The sequence below is a fragment of the Natrinema gari JCM 14663 genome (genome assembly GCF_000337175.1).
GTDB classification, from domain to species: domain Archaea; phylum Halobacteriota; class Halobacteria; order Halobacteriales; family Natrialbaceae; genus Natrinema; species Natrinema gari.
Map to the genome: position 1 here is coordinate 23,973 of NZ_AOIJ01000045.1, position 23,006 is coordinate 46,978.

General features: G+C 63.0%; 17 protein-coding genes. 8 read left to right on the plus strand and 9 right to left on the minus strand.

Annotated elements, in window-relative coordinates:
• Window positions 1-49: 49 nt before the first annotated feature.
• Complete coding sequence (locus C486_RS07760; protein WP_008454863.1) at window positions 50-832, minus strand: ABC transporter ATP-binding protein; 783 nt, start codon at window positions 830-832, stop codon at window positions 50-52.
• 235 nt (window positions 833-1,067) lie between these two features.
• Between C486_RS07760 and C486_RS07765 the strand changes: the two genes are divergently transcribed.
• Window positions 1,068-2,735 carry a hypothetical protein gene (locus tag C486_RS07765; RefSeq protein ID WP_008454864.1) on the plus strand — a complete coding sequence of 556 codons (1,668 nt, stop codon included), beginning with the start codon at window positions 1,068-1,070 and terminating at the stop codon, window positions 2,733-2,735.
• 211 nt (window positions 2,736-2,946) lie between these two features.
• Here C486_RS07765 and C486_RS21650 read toward each other — a convergent pair whose 3' ends face one another.
• Complete coding sequence (locus C486_RS21650) at window positions 2,947-3,090, minus strand: hypothetical protein (protein WP_006185881.1); 144 nt, start codon at window positions 3,088-3,090, stop codon at window positions 2,947-2,949.
• 202 nt (window positions 3,091-3,292) lie between these two features.
• Window positions 3,293-6,469: a carbamoyl-phosphate synthase large subunit gene (carB, locus tag C486_RS07770; protein WP_008454866.1), complete on the minus strand. Its 3,177-nt coding sequence runs from the start codon at window positions 6,467-6,469 to the stop codon at window positions 3,293-3,295.
• Window positions 6,470-6,734: 265 nt separating this feature from the next.
• Here carB and C486_RS07775 point away from each other — a divergent pair, with 265 nt between their 5' ends.
• The 3 genes from C486_RS07775 (at window position 6,735) to C486_RS20925 (ending at window position 10,769) form a co-directional block, all read left to right on the plus strand.
• The gene (locus tag C486_RS07775; RefSeq protein ID WP_008454867.1) at window positions 6,735-9,092 is read left to right on the plus strand and encodes a PAS domain S-box protein; all 2,358 of its coding nucleotides are present in this window, start codon (window positions 6,735-6,737) and stop codon (window positions 9,090-9,092) included.
• 290 nt (window positions 9,093-9,382) lie between these two features.
• Complete coding sequence (locus C486_RS20920; RefSeq protein WP_152419136.1) at window positions 9,383-9,841, plus strand: hypothetical protein; 459 nt, start codon at window positions 9,383-9,385, stop codon at window positions 9,839-9,841.
• Window positions 9,842-9,863: 22 nt separating this feature from the next.
• On the plus strand, window positions 9,864-10,769 hold the full coding sequence (locus C486_RS20925; protein ID WP_152419137.1) for a hypothetical protein: 906 nt from the start codon (window positions 9,864-9,866) through the stop codon (window positions 10,767-10,769).
• Between the two features lie 8 nt (window positions 10,770-10,777).
• On the opposite strand, the gene C486_RS20930 is transcribed toward C486_RS20925, so the two are convergent.
• From C486_RS20930 to C486_RS07795, 5 genes are all read right to left on the minus strand, one after another.
• Complete coding sequence (locus C486_RS20930; RefSeq protein WP_152419138.1) at window positions 10,778-11,221, minus strand: hypothetical protein; 444 nt, start codon at window positions 11,219-11,221, stop codon at window positions 10,778-10,780.
• A gap of 139 nt (window positions 11,222-11,360) precedes the next feature.
• The gene (locus C486_RS07780) at window positions 11,361-11,897 is read right to left on the minus strand and encodes a DUF5815 family protein (RefSeq protein WP_008454868.1); all 537 of its coding nucleotides are present in this window, start codon (window positions 11,895-11,897) and stop codon (window positions 11,361-11,363) included.
• 187 nt (window positions 11,898-12,084) lie between these two features.
• Entirely contained in the window at window positions 12,085-12,495 is a 411-nt protein-coding gene (locus C486_RS07785; protein ID WP_006185885.1) for a DUF7124 domain-containing protein, read from the minus strand.
• Window positions 12,496-12,579: 84 nt separating this feature from the next.
• The gene (locus C486_RS07790; protein WP_008454869.1) at window positions 12,580-12,828 is read right to left on the minus strand and encodes a hypothetical protein; all 249 of its coding nucleotides are present in this window, start codon (window positions 12,826-12,828) and stop codon (window positions 12,580-12,582) included.
• 176 nt (window positions 12,829-13,004) lie between these two features.
• The gene (locus tag C486_RS07795) at window positions 13,005-14,243 is read right to left on the minus strand and encodes an NAD(P)/FAD-dependent oxidoreductase (protein WP_008454871.1); all 1,239 of its coding nucleotides are present in this window, start codon (window positions 14,241-14,243) and stop codon (window positions 13,005-13,007) included.
• Between the two features lie 304 nt (window positions 14,244-14,547).
• On the opposite strand from C486_RS07795, the gene C486_RS07800 reads away from it, so the two are divergent.
• The 3 genes from C486_RS07800 to C486_RS07810 all read left to right on the plus strand — a co-directional run bounded on the left by C486_RS07800 (window position 14,548) and on the right by C486_RS07810 (window position 17,912).
• Window positions 14,548-15,117, plus strand: coding sequence for a DUF6149 family protein (locus C486_RS07800; RefSeq protein ID WP_008454873.1), 570 nt, complete (start codon window positions 14,548-14,550; stop codon window positions 15,115-15,117).
• A 170-nt stretch (window positions 15,118-15,287) separates the two neighbouring features.
• On the plus strand, window positions 15,288-16,568 hold the full coding sequence (locus C486_RS07805) for a polysaccharide deacetylase family protein (protein WP_008454875.1): 1,281 nt from the start codon (window positions 15,288-15,290) through the stop codon (window positions 16,566-16,568).
• A 72-nt stretch (window positions 16,569-16,640) separates the two neighbouring features.
• Window positions 16,641-17,912, plus strand: a complete 1,272-nt coding sequence (locus C486_RS07810) for an MFS transporter (RefSeq protein ID WP_008454877.1) — start codon at window positions 16,641-16,643, stop codon at window positions 17,910-17,912.
• 357 nt (window positions 17,913-18,269) lie between these two features.
• On the opposite strand, the gene C486_RS07815 is transcribed toward C486_RS07810, so the two are convergent.
• Window positions 18,270-19,601 carry an ABC transporter substrate-binding protein gene (locus C486_RS07815; RefSeq protein WP_008454878.1) on the minus strand — a complete coding sequence of 444 codons (1,332 nt, stop codon included), beginning with the start codon at window positions 19,599-19,601 and terminating at the stop codon, window positions 18,270-18,272.
• A gap of 278 nt (window positions 19,602-19,879) precedes the next feature.
• Between C486_RS07815 and C486_RS07820 the strand changes: the two genes are divergently transcribed.
• Window positions 19,880-22,951: a methyl-accepting chemotaxis protein gene (locus C486_RS07820; protein ID WP_008454879.1), complete on the plus strand. Its 3,072-nt coding sequence runs from the start codon at window positions 19,880-19,882 to the stop codon at window positions 22,949-22,951.
• Window positions 22,952-23,006: the final 55 nt, after the last annotated feature.

Genomic DNA, 23,006 nt, shown 5'->3' on the forward strand with positions numbered 1-23,006 from the left:
CCGCGTCGATCGAACCGGTCGGGGTGACCACGGCGGCTCGGCGGTCGCGTCACTCCGCGGCCCGCTCTTTCCCCAGCCTGTCCTCGCCGTGTTCACGGGTGATCTCGAGGAAGGCATCCTCGAGACTGCGGGCGTCGCCGGTCTCGGCACGGGACTTGAGCCGCTCAGGGTCGCCCTCGGCGACGAGTTCGCCGTCGTGGAGCACGCCGATCTCGTCGGCCAGTTCGTCGACGACGGGCAGGATGTGCGTCGAGAGGAAGACGGTCATCTCCCGTTCGGCGAGTTCGGCGATCGTGTCCCGCATCGTCCGGGCGGCGCGGGGATCGAGTCCGCTTGTCGGCTCGTCGAGGAAGGTCACCGCCGGTTCGTGGAGGACCGCCTGAATGACGCCGACCTTCTGGCGCATCCCCTTCGAGTAGTCCTCGATGCGCTTGTTCGCATCCGCGCGCAGGTCGAACCGCTCGAGCAGTGACTCGATGCGCTCGTCGGCCGTGTCCGCGGGCATGTCACGAAGACCGGCGGCGTACTCGAGCTGTTCCCGGCCGGTGAGTTCGTCGTAGATCGGCGGCTCCTCGGGCAGGTAGCCGATGTGCGGGGTCACCGATTCGCGGTCGGCGATGGAGTGGCCCGCAACTCTGGCCGTCCCGGCGGTCGGTTTCGTCAGCGTCGTCAGCATTCGCATCGTGGTCGTCTTCCCCGCGCCGTTGGGACCGAGAAAGCCATAGACCGTGCCGCGCTCGACGGCCATCGTCAGGTCCGAGACGGCGACCGTCTCGCCGTAGCGTTTGGTCAATCCCTCGGTTTCGATCGCGGGGGCGTCAGCGGAGCTCATACGAGTCCTTCAGTCTCGGTGTAATTAAATGTGTATCACAACGTACAGGAGTCGCGTCGCCGGTCAGTGAACCGATCGGACTCGGACCGACGATCGACGACACTGGCCGAAACGCGACGGCACAGCAGACGGGATGAATGACAGTAATCCAAACGGTTTACTGGGAGCGCGACACGGGTTCGACCATGAGACTCGATCGGTCGCTTGCCCCCTCCCCGAAACGAGGTGCTCGCTGATGGGACTCGCCGCTGCTTCGCTGTCGATCACCAAGGCTGAGTTCCGACGGACCACTCGATCGGTCGCCGGTAATCGGACCAGACTGGTCGTGATGGCGGCGGTTGCGCTGTTCGTACTTGGCCCGATCACGGCTGTCGGCGCCCTCTTGCTTCCGAAGTTGGGAGAACACGCCGCCGACGGGACGCTCTCCGCGGCCGACGCAGCGACGGTGACCGACTACGCCACCGGCGTCACGGCGGTCGCGTGGGTGTTTCTGGTCTTCATGGCTGTCATGCGGACGGTCACGACCGTCGCCGACATCGATCAGCCGGCCTTTCTCCTGCTGTCGACCTCGGTCCGAAACACCGTCGTCGGCGTCGTCGCCGCAGAAACGGCTCGCTTTGCGGTCTGGCTGCTGCCGTCGACGGTGCTCCTCGCGGCGGCGTTTGCCGCCGGTGCGGGAACGCCGCTCCCGGTACTCGCGGCACCGCTGCTGGTCGGGAGTTGCCTGCTCACCGCGTTCCCCGTCGGGTTCGCCGTGGGCATTTGGATTCGTCACTTGATAACTACCTACGAACCGGTCGCCCGGTACCGGACGCTGCTGTTCGCCGCGTTCTGGGTCCTCTACCTCGGCGTGGTCACGACCGGCGGGTTCAACGTAATCACGGAAACGCTGTTCACTCGACTCGGGAGCAGTCCGCTCGGGTGGCCCGGACACCTCCTCCTGATCGGCGTCCCCGGCGTCGATCCGTCGGCTCCCGTGCTCGGCGGCACAGCCGTCGGCTCAGTGGTCGTCCTCGGGCTCGCCTTCGTGGTCGGAACCGCCGGCGCGCGGACACACTGGTTCGCGGACCCGGCCCGAACCGACGACGAGGAACCCATCTCGGAACCGTCCGACGATCGGCTCGCCGAATTCCTCTCCGGGACGCTCTCGTGGCCGGTTCGGACAGTCGCGGTGACCGCGATCCGTCGCACGAAGCGCTCGCCGATCCGACTCGCGTACGCCGGGTACCCCCTGCTCGGCAGCGTCGCGTTCGCCCAACAGATCGTCGAGGCCGGAACCGTCCCACGGTTCGTGGCCGTCTTGCTCTGTCTGTACGTCGTCTGGGCCGCTGGCGTGCTGTTCACGCTCAACCCCCTTGGCGATCTCGGGCCGGCGCTGCCCGCCGTCGTCACGTCGACGCTCACCGGTCGACAGGCGATTCGCGGTCGAATCGCCGCCGGCGCGCTCGTCAGCGTTCCGCTCGCGCTCCTCGTCTCGGTCGTTACGGGTATCGTCAGCCCGCTCTCGCTCGAGCACACCGCCGCGCTGGTCGGCGGCACCGTCGTCGGTGCGATCGCGACGCCAGCGCTAGCGTCCGGGATCGGCTCGGCGTTCCCTCGCTTCGGGAGCGTCAACGTCACTTCCAACCGCGAGGCCGTGATGCCGAGCAAGACCGCTTTCCTCGTCTACACGCTCGCGATCGCGCTCCCCGCGGTCGCCGCCGTCGTGTTGGCCCTCGAGGCCCCCGAAGCGATCGCCGGCCTGCTCAGGTCGGTCACCGCGTGGACGCCGCTCCCCGCGATCTCGCTGTCCGCCCGTACGATCACGACCGGTGCGTGGATCGTCCTGATCGCCGGCCTGCTCGCCCCGCTGATCTCCTATCGCTACGCGGTCGAGCGGTTCGACTGGTACGACTTCGAGTGACTCGCTGACCGCATCAGCACTCCCCGCCGGACGGCAATCCGCGGTTTCGCCCCGAACCGCGCTCGAGAACGCCGAACGGGCGACGAGAGCATCGATCGACAGCGGCTCCCGACGAGGCAGGACGGGCGACGTGACAGAACAGGCTCCGTGACGGCGAAGACGACGACTGAGACCACTCCATCGTTCCGGCAACGGGTCCGAATCGAACGTGTTACTGCGAATCGATCTCGTCCGGCAGATGATCGACGCCGTATGCCTGTATTACTTGTCGAATATGGAAATTCTTCTCCGATGGATCGTCGCTCTGTAATGCTTTCTCGAGGTGTTCCATACAGTCATCAGCTAGCTTCGGCATGTTACTACGACCCTCGTTCGTCACACCACTAAAAAGCATATATCTTCCTATAACTATGGCAGGAAGACATTGCTAACGGAATGGGAAGGGGCGTCGATCGATCGGTGCGAACGGCAACACACCGTCTCGCGACGGAATCGACACCGATCGACACCAGTGTCACGCCGGACACGGTGTCGGGAGTTGGCCGGGTCGAGCGCCGTTACTCCGTGGAGCCCCACTCGGCGACGTGCGTCGGGCGGTCGGTTACCGACGCGACTTCGAGGTCGCCCTCGAAGCTCTCGAGGGCCTCGACGTAGGCTTCGGCGCTCGCTTCGGTCGACAGATAGGGGATTTCCTCCTCGACGGCCATCTCTAGCGAGTCACGGTCGCGGCTGACGACGAAATCGACCTCGCCCTCGCGAATGGCCGCCGGCACGTCGTCGAACGCGACCACGTCGAAGTGGTTCTCGAAGCCGGCGACGTCGAGGTCGACCACGGCGGTCCCCTCGCTGACGGCGTTGTCGGCGGCCTGCTGAGCCTTCCAGTAGGCCGTGCCGAAGTCGCTTGCGGTGCCCATGACCTCACCTGTGGATTTCATCTCCGGGCCGAGACGCGGGTCCGAGCCCGGCAGGCGGTCGAAGGGCAACACGACCTCCTTGATCGAGGTGTGGTCGGGGATCTGCTCGTCGACCTCGAGACTCGAAAGCGTCTCGCCGGCCATGACCTTCGCGGCGAGCTTGGCGATCGGAACGCCGGTCGCCTTCGAGACGAAGGGCACGGTCCGCGAGGAGCGCGGGTTGGCCTCCAGCACGTAAACCTCGCCGTCGCGAACCGCGAGTTGGACGTTCAGCAAGCCCTTGGTCTTCAGCGCCGCGGCGATGTCCTCGGTCACCTCGCGGACGCGCGCTATGGTCGCTTCGTCCAGCGAGCGCGGCGGGATCATACACGCGGAGTCGCCGGAGTGGACCCCCGCCGTTTCGACGTGTTCCATGATGCCGCCGATGATGACGTTGCGGCCGTCCGAGACGGCGTCGACGTCGAGTTCGATCGCGTCCTCGAGGAAGTCGTCCACGAGGATCGGCTTGTCGGGTGCGACGCGGACCGCTTCCTCGATGTAGGTCTCGAGTTCGTCGTCGTTGTAGACGACATCCATCGCGCGGCCGCCCAGCACGTAGGAGGGGCGTACGAGAACGGGGTAGCCGATGTCGTGGGCCAGTTCCAGAGCCTCCTCCTCGGAGAAGGCGGTGCCGCCCTTCGGCTGGGCGATGCCCAGTTCGGCCATCAGGGCGTTGAAGCGGTCGCGGTCCTCCGCTAAGTCCATCGCCTCGACGGAGGTGCCCATGACCTCACAGTCCAGCCCGCGGCGCTGCAGTTCGTCCTCGAGTGGCTCGCCGATGTTGACGGAGGTCTGGCCGCCGAACTGGACCATCACGCCGTCGGCACCGGTCGCCTCGGCGACATCGGCAACCTCTTCGGCGGTGATGGGCTCGAAGAACAACCCGTCGGAGGTGTCGTAGTCCGTCGACACCGTTTCGGGGTTGTTGTTCACGACGTAGGCATCGATCCCCAGTTCGCGCAGGGCGCGGACCGCGTGGACCGAACAGTAGTCGAACTCGACGCCCTGGCCGATACGGATCGGGCCGCCGCCGACGACGATCACGCTCTCGAGGTCGCGGTCGACCTCGAGTTCGCCGGCCGCGGCGTCGCCCAGCAGCGGTCCGGATTCGAACTCCGACTTGCGAGCGGAGTAGTAGTACGGCGTCTCGGCCTCGAACTCGCCGGCGCAGGTGTCGACCTGCTTGTAGGTGCGACCCGGGACCTCGGTTTCGACGGTATCGACGTCCGCACCGGCGGCGGACGCGATCGTCGCGTTGGTGTGGCCGGCGATCGCGGCCTCGGTGAAGTCGCCCTCCTGGGCCGCCAGCGTCGAGTCGGCGATGCGCTTGAGGCGCTCGGTGTACCACTCGAAGATGCCCGTCAGTTCCTGTACCTCCGCGACGGTGTAGCCGCGTTCGAACGCCTCGAACATCGCGTAGGGGCGGTCCGGCGACGGGCGCTCGAGGTAGCGCGCCTCGAGTTCGTCGTCGCTGACCGCAGCCCAGTCGATGTCGGGTTCGTACTCGCTCGAACGTAAGGCTTTGAGCAGCGATTCCTCGAACGTGCGGCCGATGGCCATCGCCTCGCCGGTCGACTTCATGGCCGTCGTCAGCTCGAAGTCGACATCGTCGAACTTGTCTTTGGGCCACCGGGGGACCTTGGTGACGACGTAGTCGATCGCAGGCTCGAAGGCGGCGGTGGTCTCGCCGGTGATCTCGTTGTCGATCTCGTGGAGGCGCTTGCCCAAGGCGACCTTCGCGGTGACGCGGGCGATCGGGTAGCCGGTCGCCTTCGAGGCCAGCGCCGAGGACCGGGAGACGCGCGGGTTGACTTCGACGACGCGGTACTCGCCGCCGGGCGTGCCGTCGTCGTGCCAGGCGAACTGGATGTTACAGCCGCCCTGAATGCCGAGTTCGCGGATGACCTCGAGTGCGGCGGTACGCATCTCCTGGTGGCCCTCGTCGGGGACGATCTGGGAGGGCGTGACGACTGTCGACTCCCCGGTGTGGATGCCCATCGGGTCGATGTTCTCCATGTTGCAGATGATGATACAGGAGTCGTCGGCGTCGCGCATGACCTCGTACTCGTACTCGACCCAGCCGGCGATCGACTCGGTGATGAGGACCTCGCTGTTGCGGGAGAGGCGCAGGCCCTTGCGGACGCGGCGCAGCAGTTCGTCCATCTCGTGGACGACGCCGGAGCCGGAGCCACCCAGCGTGTAGGTCGTGCGGGCGATGACTGGCAGACCGCCGACCTCGTCGACGGCGGCTTCGACGCGCTCTTTCAGGTCGGCCTCGGTCATCTCCGAGACTTCTTCGTCGTCCTCGAGCGAGATGGTCGTCGAGGCGGGAACCGGCTGCCCGATCTTCTCCATGCGCTGGCGGAAGAGATCGCGGTCTTCGGTGGCGTAAATCGTGTCCAGCGGCGTCCCCATGATCTCGACGTCGTACTCCTCGAGGACGCCCTCCTCCGCGAGTTCGGCGGTGACGTTCAGGCCGGTCTGGCCGCCCAGGCCGGCGATGACGCCGTCGGGGTTTTCCGCCCGAATGATCTCGGCGATGGCGTCGGTCGTGATCGGCTCGATGTAGACCTCGTCGGCCATCTCCGGATCGGTCATGATCGTCGCCGGATTCGAGTTCACGAGGACGACGCGAGCGCCTTCCTCCTGGAGCGCCCGACAGGCCTGTGCGCCCGAGTAGTCGAACTCGGCGGCCTGACCGATCTGGATCGGGCCGCTCCCGATCAACAGGATCGTGCGTCCGTCCCCCGTCTCGCCGTCTGCGGCGGTGTCCGTACTCATTTGTCTTGTCGAAATGGAGTTCGTACATCGTAATAAGCCCCACGATACAGTACGAATCTCGAAATGGCTTTTCGAAATTCGAACTCAGCAGCCGACACCACCTCGGCTCGGACCGTGTTCGCGACGATCGCGGCCGGTCCAGTGGATGGGTGTGACTCTCTTCCGCTCCCATCGCGGGCACTCCGAGCGGTGTTACGGCCGGCTATAATCGAAATTTCCGGCCACACGCCTTATCACGGCGCGTTCCGTTCTTCGTATCAGTTAGATGGCTGCGTCCGGCACTCCCCGCGTCCAGCGTCCGCTCACCGTTATCTACGCCGACCCGGACCCCGCGGCGCGCCGCCGAACCGTCGAGGAGCTCGAGTCGGCCGCGGACGAACTCGCGATCGATCCCGTCGCGACGCCGGCCGAGCTCCGCGGTGCGCTCGTGGACGCGGACGAGCGGACGTGCGTCGTCACCGAATATCGGTTCGCCGAAACGGACGCGCTGTCGCTGTACGACCGGATCCGGGCAGATGGGGTCGCCGAAACTCCGTTCGTACTCTACACCGCCGATAGCGACGAACGGCTCGCAAGCGACGCCATTACGGCCGGCCTGTCCGGCTACGTCCCGAGAGACGTCGCGGATTCGACGGAGCGACTCCTGACACAACTCCGAACGATAGTCGACCGGCGGGGGCAGTCGGGCGATGCACGGGCCGTCGATCCGCCCCCGTCGGCCCGAACGCCGGATATCGACCGGGATCACTTCACGACGCTTTTCGAGTACAGTCCCGACGCGATCATCGTGACGCGCCGTGCCGATCCGAATCGAATCGTCGACGTCAATCCCGCGTTCGAGGAGATTTTCGGCTACGATCGCGATGCCATCTTGGGGAATTCGCTCGACGACGTCCTCGTCCCTGCCGACGACGAGCCGGTCTGCATCGCGGGAACGGTCGGACTCGGTGACGTAGTCACCACGGTCGTCGAGCGCCTGACGGTCGACGGCCCCAAACACTTCTCCCTCCGCGGGTTCGCGGCCGAGGTCGACGGCGATGTCTACGAATACGCGATCTATACCGACATCAGCGAGCGGAAACGCCGCGAACGGGAACTCGAGCAGTACCGGACCCTCGTCGATACGGTCGGCGATCCGATGTTCGTCCTCGACGCCGAGGGACGGATCGAGATGGTCAACGACGCGATGGCGGATGTACTCGGGAAGTCGCGTGCCGAACTCGTCGGCGAGCACCCGGCCGACTACATGCCCGACGAGGACGTCGAGCGGGCGGAACGAACCCTCCGCGAGATCCTGTCCGACGACGATCGAACATGGGAGACCTACGAGATGCAGTTCGAACCCGTCGACGGCGACCCCGTGATCGTCGAAAACAACGTCGCGCCGCTGGTCGACGACAGCGGCTCGTTTACCGGCAGCGTCGGCGTCATCCGCGACATCAGCGATTACAAGGAACGGGAGCGACGGATTCACCGTCTCCACGAGGGGACCCGTCGGCTGATGGCCGCAGAGCGCACCGAGGAGGTCGCTCGCGTCGCCACGGAAATCGCCTACGACGCGCTGTCGCTCGAGATCAATTCGATCCACCTGTACGAGGAAGAGACGGACGGCTCCGCCGCCGATGCGAGCGACGACGCGGACGGGGACCGCGGCATGCTCGTTCCGGTCGCGATGACCGACGAGACGGAAGCGCTGTTCGGGACGGTCCCGACGATCGAGGCAGGCAACGGCATCGCCTGGGACGCCTTCGAGGCCGGCGAAACCATCGTCCACGGCGACGTTCGCTACGCCGATAACCTCCGAAACCCCGAGACCCCCGTCCGGAGCGAGATCCACATCCCGCTCGGCGATGAGGGAATCTTCATCGCCAGTTCGACGGCGACGAACGACTTCGAACCGGAGACCGTTACGCTGGCACGTATCCTCGCGGCCAACGTCGAAGCTGCCCTCGAGCGGGCCCGCCGCGAGGACGAACTCGCCGCGCGGACCGCGGAACTCGAGCGCCAGAACGACCGGCTGGATGCCTTCGCGAGCACCGTTTCCCACGACCTGCGGACCCCACTGACGCTCGCGGCGGGCCACCTCGAGAACCTCGAACCCCATATCGACGCCGCGGGCGAGCACTACCGCGAGGAGATCGAGTGGGCGCTCGAACGGATGGACGTCCTCATCGAGAACGTCCTCGCGCTGGCTCGGAGCGGGCAACGACTGACGGACACGGAACCGGTCGATCTCGGGGCCGTCGTCGAGCGAGCACATCGAACGGTCGACGCCGAGTTACCCGTCGTTCGGGAGGGGGCGTTACCCACGGTCGAGGCGGACGAGGAGCGACTGCTCGTGCTCTTCGAGAACGTCTTCCGAAACGCGCGTGAACACGTCGGGCCAGACGTAACGATCACCGTCACGGCAACCGAGGACGGGTTCGCGATCGGCGACGACGGCCCCGGCATCCCGCCGGACGAGCGCGAAGACGTCCTCGAGTTCGGCTACAGTACTGCCGCGGACGGCACCGGCTTCGGGCTGGCGATCGTCTCCGAGGTCGTCGAGGCCCACGGCTGGTCGATCGCCGTCGGCGAGAGCGAGGCTGGCGGGCTTCGGCTGGCCGTTTCGTTCGGGGAGTAAGGGACCGAATCTACCGGTGTCCGCGGTTGCCGCTTAGAGCGGCTGGTCGTGCTCGCCTCGGCGGTACTGCTCGATGAACAATCATCTGCTTTCGTAGGTGATCCCATCTACCAGAGACTCGCAGTATTATCGGTTGTCTTCCGGACCCAGGTGAAAAGCAGTATTCATCAGATCGCAAATTAGCTAGCCAGATTAGAAATTGATATAACTCCTACTGATTCAAGAGCTCTGAGAATGATTAGATTTCCTAAATGAAAACATTTATTATAGAGAATTTTGTATATTTCCATATGGCTGAAAATGATGGCCAGAAAAGAAGAAGAGTGCTACAGAACCTTGGGATTGGATCGGTGACTACCCTATCTAGTATCCCAGTTGTAGGGGCTGCCAGAAATGATCAAACACAAGATTTGGTGGGAATGTCTTATGATACCCTAACACATGAGACTGGTGAACTAGTAACTGGACAGATTCCCGCTCGAAATGATTCTGGTGGTTCAATCGAAGTTGCTGGGTTTAATATTCCACTTGGGAAATTAGAGGAAAAATCCACAAAGGCAGACCGAGTGAGATCTAGTTATGCAGGTGTTCTACATGATGAAGAGTTCAATTCGAAAAATTCCCGGTCTGACAGAAAGGCCCCACTAAAAGTTCGCATAGATCAAAAGACTGATCACGTCTCTGGAATGCTAAGCCGCCCCTCGGGAGAGTTTGGGAGGTTGGGTTTTTTACCTTATCGACCCAGATAAATTAAATAATGGGGAGGATTTAATGAGACCAGATGCTGCCCCTGAATGGGAGGATCATCCACTAAACTTTGAAGTTCCAAGTGAAGGCCTCCCAACAGACTCTTCGCCGTCCAGTATGTCAGAATTTAGAAGGAGTCGGAGAAAGTCAGATCAGAAAGAAAAGAAGACAGAACCTACATCCACTTCTGGAGATAGTGGTGTTGTTGCTGAATTTTCCCATGAAAGTACACTCAAAGGGAGGTGTGAAAGTTCAAATTATCAGGTGAATTTTGGTGTTTTAGCTGATACCAGAAGAGATCATAACTATAATGAGATCGTTGAGAACCAATCTAATGTATGGCGATTTTATGTATACTTTGGTGATCGTCCTAATAACGTATTTGACTGCGATTCTGTAGATAACATTTATCCAAGCAACTACTCGTTACATGTTGAACCGTTCTATGACAAACAGGAAGGCTATATTAATTTCTCTCATCCCGAACCATCCGATGGCGATGGAGAAAACGATAACGATGAACTTGGATTGGTTTTAGACATTGTTCGTAGTGCTGGAAAACTTGCTTCAATTGGGGCATCCATTGCTGACTATGTTATGGAAGGATCCGGGAGTTCAACTACAGTAGAATATTACGATGGTGGGACCATATATGACTTTGATGTTGATCTTAGTGGATCATATGAGGACTTGCCGAGAGAATTATCTGATAAAGGTAAAACCACTCAATTTTCATTAAGACTTCATAATGACTGGCCTGCCGAGGACATGATGTGTTCAATTGATTTCCAACCAGAATACACGTTCCACTATGTAGATAGCACTGGAAATTCCTGTGAATGTTTTCAGGCTACGACTGTTGGTCTGTACAAAACCGTCACACCAGACAGGACCAAAACGGAAGCCTGGTATGATTCAGTAGACCCGTGATCTGAATTTCACTGAGTATTTGTGATATCCTCGGCAGCGGCACAACCCGCTTTGGCATCAATATACTCCTCATGTACTCTAAAACCAATATTATCACCACCTACATCCCCATCGCAATTCATTACAATATTTGTTGTCTCTTTCCGACTACCATTAACAATTATCGTGGACTCTAATTTTGCCCCTTCTGAGATATTATCTATCCTAATCCGTGATTTTGAAGAAAAATTATATGTGTCCCGGCTTTGTGGAGGAAGACCATATCTTTGCTCAACAATATTCTTTCCGTCGTGAATGACTACCAATTGTACTTCAATATCATCGTTAGTGTGGTTTACAACCATTGTCTGCAAAACCAGATGCTTATTTTCAAACAATGAACAGCCAGCTAAAGTGCTCAAAAAAATGGGCATAGAAGCAAGGATCTTTCGTCGACGTAAATCAGTACCCATATTTAATCAAACTCTCCACTAATCAAATAACTTTCTCTTCTGGATACTGTAAAAGTGAGGCTGAAAACATCGTTTCCGCGGCTTCGTCCGCTTCGACGGGTAACCACTCGCCTCGTTTGCAGATGTTGGGTAATCGCAGCTATACGGGATGGTCGTGTTCGCTTTCGAACTCGCGCTGGCGGCGATACTGGTCGACAAACTCCGCGACGTCGAACTCGAGCATCTGGGACTCGAACTCCGAGACAGCGGTGTCGTCGTCGGCGTGGCTGATCGCGTGCTCCATCAGTTCGACGACGAGTTCGACGACGATTTCGTGGAGGCGGCGGGCATCGAAGTCGGTCAGCCACAACAGCGTGTAGCCGACGGCACCGTCGTCGCTTGCGTCGTAGATGACGACCTCCTCGGGGAACTCCTCGAGAACCACGCCCAGCAGGTGAGGCGTCCCGAACTCCTCGAATTCGTCGTCGGTGTCGATCGTCTCCTGAAGGACGGCGACGAGCGACTCCGGGAAGAACCGCGAGGGCGGATTGACATCCGTCACGACGGCGTGGCTATCACCGCAGGGACAGGTATACTCGCGCATCCCCAGATCGATCTCGTGGGGATCGACGGTCTCCCCGCAGGGGAGCTCGAGGCGATCACCGCTGTCGGAACCCGAAGCGCGGGGGTCTGCCATTGCGAGCGCTTCGGCTGGCGCGGGCATAAGCGCGACGACTCGCGGAGAACGGGCGGCGGCTCGGCTTCTTCGGACCGAGTCGGACGGCGGCTCGAGGGAGCTGACCCGGTACGACGTGCTCCTCGTGAGCTCAACACACGGGTTCGGGACCGAGGGGGAACGCCCGCGAGCGATCCGACGGCGTGGCCTACGGCCAGTCGTCGCGGACCTGCTCCGCGTCGTCGTCCTCGTCTTCGGCGTGGCTCGCCACGATCCAGTCGGCCGCCTCCGCGGCGTCCTCGACGTCGAGGTACTCCCAGCCGACCTCGTCGGCCAGTCGCTCGTCGTCGTCGTTTGCACCGACGTAGACGTAGCGTTCGGTGTCGAACTGGTCTTTGACACCCTCGAGGCTCTCCGCTTTCCCGCGGGGACCGGAGAAGAAGTCCTGTCGGATGCGGTTCTTCCGCGTGAAGTTCGTCACGACGTAGGTCGGTTTCTCCGAGACGACGCCGATGTACTCGGTCCACCCTCTGGCGTCTTCGAACACGCGCTCGGGCGAGGCGAGTTCCTTGAGCGCCTCGAGTTCGAACGCCAGTGTCATGTCGCTGTCGCCGTTCATGCCTCACCGAAGGCGCGCACGCGGGAAAACGACTTCGATACCACCCACCGGAAGCGGGCCGGGTCGCGACCCACCGGGGCCGGCTCAAACGCGTGCGACGCGGTAGTAGTCCGTGAAGACCAGTATCTCGCCCGGTTCGAGGTCCGTCGCGGCGGTCGAGACTGGTCGGTCATTGGAAACGGCGCGGTAGACGGCCGCCAGCGTCTCCGTATCGAGTTGATCGACGTGACGAACTGTTGCACTCGCCGCGACTGATTCGACCTGCTCGAGTCGGGCATCGGCGTGTTCGATCCGTACTGATCGACGGCGGCGTTCACTGGCAGCCATGTTCATTGTTACCAAATGACCGTTACTGACTTAATAGTTCCGGCGGGGAGAGCGACCAGTCGTGGGGTAGAAGACACTGCGTGTCCCCGTCGCCGAGCGGCGGGGATCGAACGGAGTGACTCCGAGGCGGCGCGCTCGGGGACTCGAGAACGCGAAAAACGGACTGCGTCGGGCGAACCGGACTACTGTTCCTGGGGCGCTGCGAGGTCGTCCAGATCGACGGACTGTTCCAGGAGCACGTCGGCCTGGTCGGCGACGACGCGCTGTTCGCGCATGAGCTGTTTGAACTTGCTCTGGGGCGAGAGGTCGCCGATGAGGACGCCGCCGACGATCCGGCCGTCTTTGAAGGCGATGCGCCGCCACTCGGTGTCGCTGTAGCGCCGTTCGGCGTGGTCGTCGCCAAGCGTCGGGTGACCGAAGGAGAGGAACGGGAAGTCGAAGTGGGTAATGGAGTACGAGGAGACCCACTGGAACCCTTCGGCCTCCTCGTCGGCGGCCATGTTGACCGCGGCGACGCGGCCCTGTTCCTTCGCCGAGCCCCACGAGCCGTTCTGGCCCTGCTCGCCGAGCAGGACGTCGTAGAACCGAGTGAGGTCGCCGGCAGCGTAGACATCGTCGACGTTGGTCTGCATGTACTCGTCGACGACGATCCCGTTGTCCCGTTCGATGCCGGACCCGCGGAGGAACTCGGTGTTGAAGTTCAAGCCGATAGCGGCCCCGACGAAGTCACACTCGTAGCGGTCGCCGTTCGGATCGACGGCGGCGGTAACATGTCCGTCGTCGTCGGTCTCGAAGTGATCGACGCCGCTATCGAAGACCGGTTCGACGCCGACCTCTCGCATGCCCTCGTGCATGATCTCCGCACCGTCGCCGGAGAGGGCGTATCGCCACCAGCGGTCGCCGCGCATCAGGTACTCGGCCTCGATACCCTGTGCCCCACAGACCGCGGCGAAGTCGATCCCGAGGAGTCCGGCACCGACGATGACGCCCTTGTCCGCGTTTTCCGCGTGCTCGCGGATGCCGCGGGCGTCCTCGAAGGTCCAGAAGTGGTGAATCCCGTCGGCATCGCTGTTTTCGACGGGCAGTTGTGTCGGCGTCCCGCCGGTCGCGACGAGCAGCTTATCGTACGGCATCTCGCCGCTATCGTGGGTATTGACGACCTTCGCGTCGGTATCGACGCTCGTGACGTGAGTGTTCAACGAGAGGTCGATCTCGCGTTCCTGATACCAGTCCTCGTCGTGAATCGAAATGGGGGCTTCGGGGAGCTTCCCTTTCGCGTGTTCCTTGATGAGAATCCGGTTGTACAGTGGCTCCCCCTCATCGGTGATGACGGTAATCTTCGCGTCCGGGTCTTCCTCCCGGAGGGTCTCGGCGGCCGAACTACCCGAGATCCCGTCACCGATGATGACGTACTGAGTCATATCGGGAACGTTCGTAATGCGGGTTAAAGTGGGTTGCTATCTCGTCCATTTTACCGCACGGGGAGCGTTGCCACTACGATTGTAAACTGAACCCCGAATATATTCACCAGAATGGCTCCGACCCGACGGTTCCGATACCAGTTCTCGGACAGGCACAGTTTACCGCCATCTCCGACGCCCGGTCCGACACGCCGATCGACCTGCCCGACCGGAGCAGCGACGGGACGCGAGCGGCGGCGAACCGCCGTCGGACCTAACATTGTTGTCCGAACGGCTCTTTAGGATCCCTTCCCAAGACGAAGACATGAAACTCCGTCAGAACGCGAAACATTTCGCCTATCGGACGGCCCTCGAGACGCCGGGCATTCGATCGGTCGCCAACTCGGGACTCGTCAGACTCCATACCAAGATCTTCGCCGGGAAGGCCGACCCCGCCCACGCCGAGGAGCGCACGGCCCACCTCGATGGCCTCTTCGACGCGACGATGGACGCCTACCTGCGTGCGCTACAGGAGGGCTACTCCGAAGCCGAGGCCCGCGAGATCACGCACATCCAGGCCAACTTCGACTTCTACAACCACGGGTGGACCGAGATGATGGAGTTCCCCGCCGACGAACTCGAGACCCACTACGACCGCTACGGCGACTTCTTCGATCGCTGGGACGTGACGATCGCCGAGCCGCTGGGCCAATTCGCGCCGCCAGCGGGCCTCCCCGAAGCGCCCTCGACACCCGAACGCCTCGAGAATCCCGACCACCCCCACGCCGAAGGCGGGTTCGCCGACGACGTCTACGTCGAAACCGACGACGGCGAACTCGTCGTCGGCGGTCGTGACGCGTCGACCGACGGATCGCGAGCCTCGAGTAGCAACTGAAACGAGTGACACACTGATCGGAACGCTGTCGTGCGATCAGGTGTGCAATGACGTTCAGTTACTACGATAGCGGCAGCCGAACGGCACCCGGGTAAGCCGCCTCATACCCTCAGAACCGACGATAGTAACGAGATCGTAACAATAGCCGCCGTCGACCTGGGCCGCCGTGAATGCAACGGCGGCACTATCTCGCAGCGACGGCATCACTCTCCCTGGCCGGCTGTCTCACCTCGAGATGGCTCGATTCGGCACCCGCGGAGGCCGATTCGAACGCGAGCCGGGACACTGACCCGCCACCACGGCCCGAATCCGGCGATCCGCCACCGGCGGGCAACCTGGGACCGGCCGGGACGATCGACGATTTCGAGACGCTAGACTCCTGGGAGGTCTTCGGCGCGACGCTCTCGCCCGATCCGTCCCGGTCGGTCGTCGGGACCCGGAGCGCCCGCCTCGAGATTCCGGCGACCGAGCGGACCGGCGGAATCACGACGACGTTCGACGAGCCTCGCGACCTCACCGACGTCGTCCCGGGCCTCGCCGTCGCGTCAAAGGGGCTCGTCGTCCCGTGGCTCCGATTGACCGACGACGACGGCCGCCAGATCGACTACCGTCGCGGGATCAAGGGCGGTCTGCCGCTCGTCCGATACAATTTCGGGATCGACGCGGTCGCGGCGGAGTTCGATCCGACTGCGGTCCGCAACCTCTCCGTCCTCGTCAGGACGAACAAGGGTGAGGCGGAGACCGTCTGGCTCGACGACCTCCATCTCGTGCCGCGACCCGACACCGGGAAAGTGATGTTCCAGTTCGACGACGCCCACGTCACCGACTACACGAAAGCGCTCCCGACACTCGAGGAGTACGGCTATCCCGCTGTCTCGTTCGTCAACCCCGCCCGGATCGAAGCGGAGATGCGCGGTGCCGACGACCCCGGCGGCTTCCCTCGGCTCACAGTCGATCACCTCCACGAACTCGACGACGCCGGGTGGGTCATCGGGAACCACTGCTATACCCACCCGCACCTGTCGACCCTCGAGACGGAAGCACAGGAGACGGAAATCAAGAAGGGGAAGGAGTGGCTCGAGGCGGAAGGGTTCGCGGACGGGGCGCGGTACTTCGCCTATCCGCACGGCGACTACGACGAACGGACGCTCGCCCTCGTCGAGCGGCATCACGACCTCGGCTTCGCGGGCGGCCGTCCGGTGCAGGGCTACGCCGTGAACCCGCGACAGACGTCCCGGATCGGCGAGCCCACTGCCGAGCGCGCCCGGACGGCGATCGAGCGCACGGCGTCGATGCGCGGGATCACCGCGCTGTTTTTCCATCGGCTCGAGGGCGATACCCTCGCCGCCTTCGAGGCGGCGGTCGAAACGGTTCACGAATACCACTCCGCCGGCGAACTCGACGTGATCCTGCCGGCGGCCCTCGAAGGCCCGCTCCGGTTCGATGCCTAGGGGTCCCGAGTACGGACGACGCCGGTTCCCAAGCGGCTAAGTGCACGGCGGGCCCGGAGTCGGGTAACGGACATGGGGCTGAACGCGAACGATCGTGCGATCGCGGGCTTTACGATGGCGGGCCACGCGCTCGTCCACTGGTTCGAGACCTCGATCCCGATCTTGCTGGTCGTCTGGCTGACCGAGTTCGACGTGGGCATTGCGAAGTTCGGACTCGTGGTCGCGCTCGGGTACGCGCCCTTCGGGATGGGGGCGCTCCCCGGCGGTATCCTCGCGGACCGATACGGTCCGAAACGGCTCGTCGTGAGCTGTCTCGCAGGGATGAGCGCCGCGTTCCTCGTGCTCTCGCTGGCCACGTCGATCTATACGATCGCCGTCGGCCTCGTCCTCTGGGGCGTCGCGGCCAGCGTCTATCATCCCGCCGGCCTCGCGCTCATCAGTACCGGCGTTTCGGAGCGCGGGACCGTCTTCGCCTGGCACGGCATCGCCGGCAACGCCGGCATCGCGCTCGGTCCCTTCGTCGCGGCGACGCTACTGATCTTCCTCGAGTGGTCGCTCGTCGCGGCGATCCTCGCCGGTCCCGGCATCCTCGCCGTTATCTACGGTCTCAGTGCGGAGTTCGATCCGACCGCAGCCGTCGACGACGGCGTCGACGCCGGCCCCGACGAGGCGCTGTCGTTGTCGACACTCGTCTCGGACTCCCGGGCGCTGTTCGCGAGCGCCTTCGCGATCATCTTCGCCGTCGTCGCCGTCGAGGGGCTGTACTACCGCGGCATGCTCACCTACCTCCCCGAGATCCTCCACGGCCTCGACGCGATCGACGGGATCGCCGTTCCCGCCGGTCTCGAGGGGATCGAGCCGGCCGATTACATCTACGTCGGGCTGCTGGTCGTCGGGATGGGCGGACAGTACGTCGGCGGGAAGTTGACCGATCGCGTGCCGCCGGCACGCGGGCTGATCGGACTCTTCGCCGTTCTCGCGGTCCTCGCGCTCGCGTTCGTTCCCGGGACGGAACTGGGGCTGCTCGGGATTATCGTCCTCTGTGGCACCTTCGGGTTCTTCCTCTTTGCGATCCAACCGTTCTACCAGAACGCGGTCGCGGTGTACACGCCGCCGGACACGCGCGGGCTCTCCTACGGGTACACCTATCTCGGGGAGTTCGGACTCGGATCGGCGAGTATCGCCGTCGGCGGCGTCGTCCTCGGCGAGGCCTCGCTGACGGCGTTTTTCGCCCTACTCGCGACCGTCGCGCTCACCGGCGCCGTCCTCTCGATCGCGCTGCTCGTCGGTCGCGACCGGCTCGTCGACACCGGCCGTCCCGCCGACGCGAACGCGAACGACTGACGACAGCGACCGTACAAACCGACGACCGGCGACTCGAGACGGCGATTCGACTGGCACTCGACTGAACGCCCGCTCCCGGAACCCGTCCCTGCCGCCCGGACAGCCCATTCGGTCGGACTCGTGTCGGTTATGTGAGCCACGACGGCGTGACGTAGCTCGAGCCGGTCGCCTGTTCCGGTGGTCAGATGACTTCCTGGCTTCCATCGCCATCGTTCTCCCAGACGATCGACCCGGCCGTCTCGAGACAGCGGGCAACCGCCGTCCACGACGGGGAGTGTGACCCGTCGGGCGGGCAGCGACTCGCCGACGACTGGGTCGTGGTGCACACCGGGGGGCCGTTGGCGGCCCGTAACCGATCTAGAGCCAGTCCGGCGTCATGTACTCGGCGCCGTCGGCCGCGAACTCGTCGGGCCAGATGACCGTCTGCTGACCCTCACCGTCGATTTCCTGCCACTGGAAGTAGACCGGATGGACGTTGTCCTCGCCGTAGATAACGTCGTGTGGGTGTTCGTCGTCGGGACCGTGGAACTCGATCGTGCCGGTGGTGCCGGTGAACTCAGTTTCCTCGAGCGATCCGACCAGGGCATCCGACTCGAGGGAGTCGGCTCGTTTGGCCGCCCTCTTGAACACATTGACCGCGTCGTAGGCGATATAGCCGGTATAAACCGGGCTCTTGCCGCCGTTTGCGTTTTGATAGTCCCCGACGAACTCCGACGTCTCGTTCGTGAGATTGGCAGTGTCGGTCGCGCTGGCGTAGCCCACGGCGTACTCGCAGTCGCCGCCGGTCTGCTGGTAGTACGACGGGAGTTGCATCGGAACGTGAATGCCGCCAAACTCGAAGTCCCGTTCCTCGGGCCGCCAATCCGCCAGTGCGGCGGTGCCGGTGTGTGCGGTCGAAATGAACGCCGCGTCGGCGTTCGACTCCTCGACTCGAGTGTAGATGTCCGAGAAGTCGTCGATCTCCGGGGGATACCGTTCCCACGTCGTCACCTCAATATCGGTCTCGGGGAGGCGACTCTGATAGAAGTCCCACAACCCGTCGGTCCAGTCGTAGTTCTCCGCGAGAACCGCGATGGAATCCCACCCGATGTCACTGCCTTTCTCGGTCAGGAAGTCGAGTTGCGCCTCCGCGAGGTTGGTCCCGTTGATCGGCCCGACGCGGAAGTGATACTTGTAGTCGTCGTACGACGACTTGACCCGCTCGCTGGCCGTCGTCGTCGCGGAGCCGGCGGTGAGATGTACCGTCTCTTGCTCGGCGATTTCGTCCAGCAATGGCACGAGGACTTCGGTGGTAGAAACGCCGAGGGTGATGTCGGCGTTCTCCTCGAGAATGAGCCGCTGGTATTGACGGCGCGCCTCCTGTGGGCTGCCGTTGGTATCGCCGACGACCATCTCGACGTCACGCCCAAGGATACCGTCGTTGAGTTGGTCGACGGCGAGCCGGGCACCCCGAACGATCGAGCGTCCCGTCTCGTCGCTCTCCGGGTTCGGTGCGAGGACGCCGATCGTGACCGGCTCGGCGTCGTCGTTCCCGACGAACGATCCGGCCGTCTCGAGACAGCCGGCGAGGGAGAGACCGGCCGCGCCACCCGCAGTCGTCTTCAACACTCGACGACGGTCGAGGTTCCGTTGCGGTCCGTTCCGAGCGGGACTCGTCGCATTCGTACGTTCGTGGTCTCCGTCGTTCATATTGTCCAATGCTTTCGACCTCTGTTTCTTAACCGTTGTGGAGAATAACACTTGCTAGATAACATATAGGTATCTGACATGCACGAGAAAAGGAATTACAGGTTCGTCGGGCATTAGTCTCGGCCTGTGGGAGTTATTTCAGACAGCAGGCGGATATACACCAGCACTAGAAACGAAAGTCAGCATATATCCACAGAGTCTGGAACGATCCCCGATTATCAGCACCGATAACCGCGGCTGACAATTTATGTAGTGGCGAGAACAGGCGTATCGTATCCATGGATTTCGCTCGACGGTTGGTACCGACAGCTATCCGACGCAGATACGCGGTCAAGTTCGGGATCGCGTTGCTCATTCTCGGATTGTCTGTCGGGCTGATCGGATTCGTCGCGACAGGGACAATCGCCGATCAGGTGGAGAATCGGGTGCAAAGCGACCACGCTTCCGCCGCCGGACAGGAAGCCCAGAGCATGCAGATGTGGAACGAGCAAAACGAGCACACGATCGGGATGATCGCCCGATCGGACGTCGTCGCCAGTGACGATCCGGCTGCGATCCAACGGCGTTTCCTCGACTGGCAGGAACACTTAGACGCCGATACGTTCGATATCTCCTACGTCAATACAAATAACAAAACCGTGACCGCGAGTACGAACGAGGCCTATCGCGGGGCACCGACGACCGAGATCGATAACGTCCCGAACGAAGCCTACGAGGACGCCTCGAAAACCGTGCCGTGGGTCTCCGACGCCTATATCGCCGAAGGGGAGTTCGGCCAGAACACGACCGTACTCACGTACGTCCAGCGCGCCGCCGACAACGAGAACCGAGCGGTCGTCTACACTGCCGATCTCGAGGCGTACGCGAACCAACTGCAGGACGAGGCGGGTGTTACGACGGTGATCATCGACGGCGAGAACGATATCATGGTCGATAACGCCGACTACGGTGGGAACCACCAAACGTTCGGCTCGACCTACAGCGACGACAACGGCCTCGCCCAGAGCGCACGGACCGAGGGCGCAACCACGCAGCAGGTCGCCGGCTCGTCGCTCTCGCTTGGCACTTACGACCTCGGTGAGGACAGCGACTACGTCGCCAGCTCCGCCCGCGTGTTCGGGACCGACTGGGTCGTCCTGACCGTCGAACCCGCCGACCAGGCACTCGGGTTCGTCAACAGCGTCAACCAGTGGGGACTCGTGGCGACAATTCTCGGGATCGTCATGATCGGCGCGGTCGGCGCAGTCCTGGGCCGAAACACGGCCGTCTCGATCGACCGGCTCACCGACAAAGCCAGCGAGATGGAGGACGGCAACCTCAACGTCGACCTCGAGACCAAACGGATCGACAACATCGGCCGGCTCTACGACGGCTTCGGCTCGATGCGTGACGCCTTGCGCGAACAGATCGAGGAGGCCGAAGCCGCCCGCATGGAGGCCGAACGCGAACGCGAGCGCGTCTTGGAGATCAACGATCACCTCGAAGACAAGGCCGCCGAATACTGTGCGGTCATGGGTGACGCCGCCGACGGCGACCTCACCGCTCGTGCGGACGTCGAAAGCGACAACGAGCAGATGCAACAGATCGGCGAGGACTTCAACGAGATGCTCGACGAGATCGAGCAGACCATCGCCGAACTCAACCGGTTCGCGACCGACGTCGCGACCGCCTCCGAGCAGGTGACCGCCTCGAGCGAGGAGGTTCGATCCGCCTCCCAGCAGGTCACCGAGTCGATTCAGGAGATTTCCGACGGTGCGGACCGACAGAACGACTCCCTCCAGTCGGTCGACCAGGAGATGAGCGGCCTCTCGACGACGACCGAGGAGATCGCCGCGTCCTCGAACGAGGTGGCCGATATCGCCGAACGGACCGTCGACACCGGGCAGGAAGGGCAGGAAGCCGCTCAGGCGGCGATCACTGCCATGAACGAGATCGAGACCGAGGCCGGCGACGCCGTCGCCGAGATCCGTCGCCTCGAAGAGGAGGTCCAGCAGATCGACGAACTGATCAACACGATTTCCGAGATCGCCCACCAGACGAACATGCTGGCGCTGAACGCCAACATCGAAGCCTCCCGCTCCGCGGGCGGCAGCGACGACGAAGGGTTCTCCGTCGTCGCAAAGGAGGTCAAGGCGCTCTCCGAAGACGTCGCCGAAGCGGCCGACGAAGCCGAGGACCGACTCGAGGCGATCCGCAAGCGGACGGAAACCTCCGCTGCCGAGGTCGAAGGCACGAGTACCGACATCGAAAACGCCAGCGATCGGGTCGAGGAAGCGGTCAACGCGCTCGAGGAGATCGCCGACCTCGCTCAGGAGACCAACATCGGTGTGCAGGAGATCTCCGCAGCGACCGAAGAGCAGGCTGCCTCCACGCAAGAGGTCGTCGCGATGATCGACGACGCCGCGACGATCTCCGAGGAGACGACGTCGGAAGCCGAAAACGTCGCCGCCGCGGCCGAAGAGCAGACCACTGCACTAACCGAAGTCACGAAGTCCGCCTCGAGCCTCTCCGAACAGGCCTCCCAGCTCTCCGAGGCGCTCGACCGGTTCGACACCGACGTCGACCACGTCGACCTCGACTTCGAATCGGCGTTCGACGTGGACGCGGAACTGGATGCGCCAGCGGCGATTGACGACGCTGCGGTCGACGGCGAGTCGGCCGAAGAGGGCCAGGGCATCACGTTCGACGCCACGAGCGAGCAGGACGATGCCGACGAGACCCTCACGTTCGACGACGCGGACGAGGACGCCCACGAACTCGAGGAGGATGGGGACGGAAACACCGCCGATGCCGACCGACCCACGGAGACCGCGTTCGAGCCCGAGGCGTCGGCCGACGATCCGATCGATCACGCCGGTGACGATCCGGCGACTGGCAGTGGAGCCGATGGCGACACGACCGAGGAACTCGGTGCCGAAGAGATCCTCGGCATCGAGGGGAGCGAAGCCGACGAGTCCGACGCGATCGAATCGACGGACGCGACCGATCCGCTCGCCGACGACGCCTTCGGAGCCGATGGTGACGAGACGACAGACGCGACCGATCCGCTCGCCGACGACGCCTTCGGAGCCGACGGTGACGAGACGACGGACGCGACCGATCCGCTCGCCGACGACGCCCCCGAAGCCGATAGGGACGACCCGGTAGATACCGCCGAGCCGGCCGGCGACGAACCGCTCGGATCGGTCGACGACGGTGGCCATGCGGAGACCGACGACGAATCGGCTGCCGACGAGACCTCCGCGACCGACGACCTCGAGAGCGACGAGACTGACGAAAGCGACGGAACCGACGAGGGCGACGACGAAGACGACGACGTGTTCACGTTCGGTGCGACCGACGAGGAGTAATCGCCCGATCGGGCACGGAGAGCCCCCGTCGATCCGGTTCGATTCTCGAGGTGAT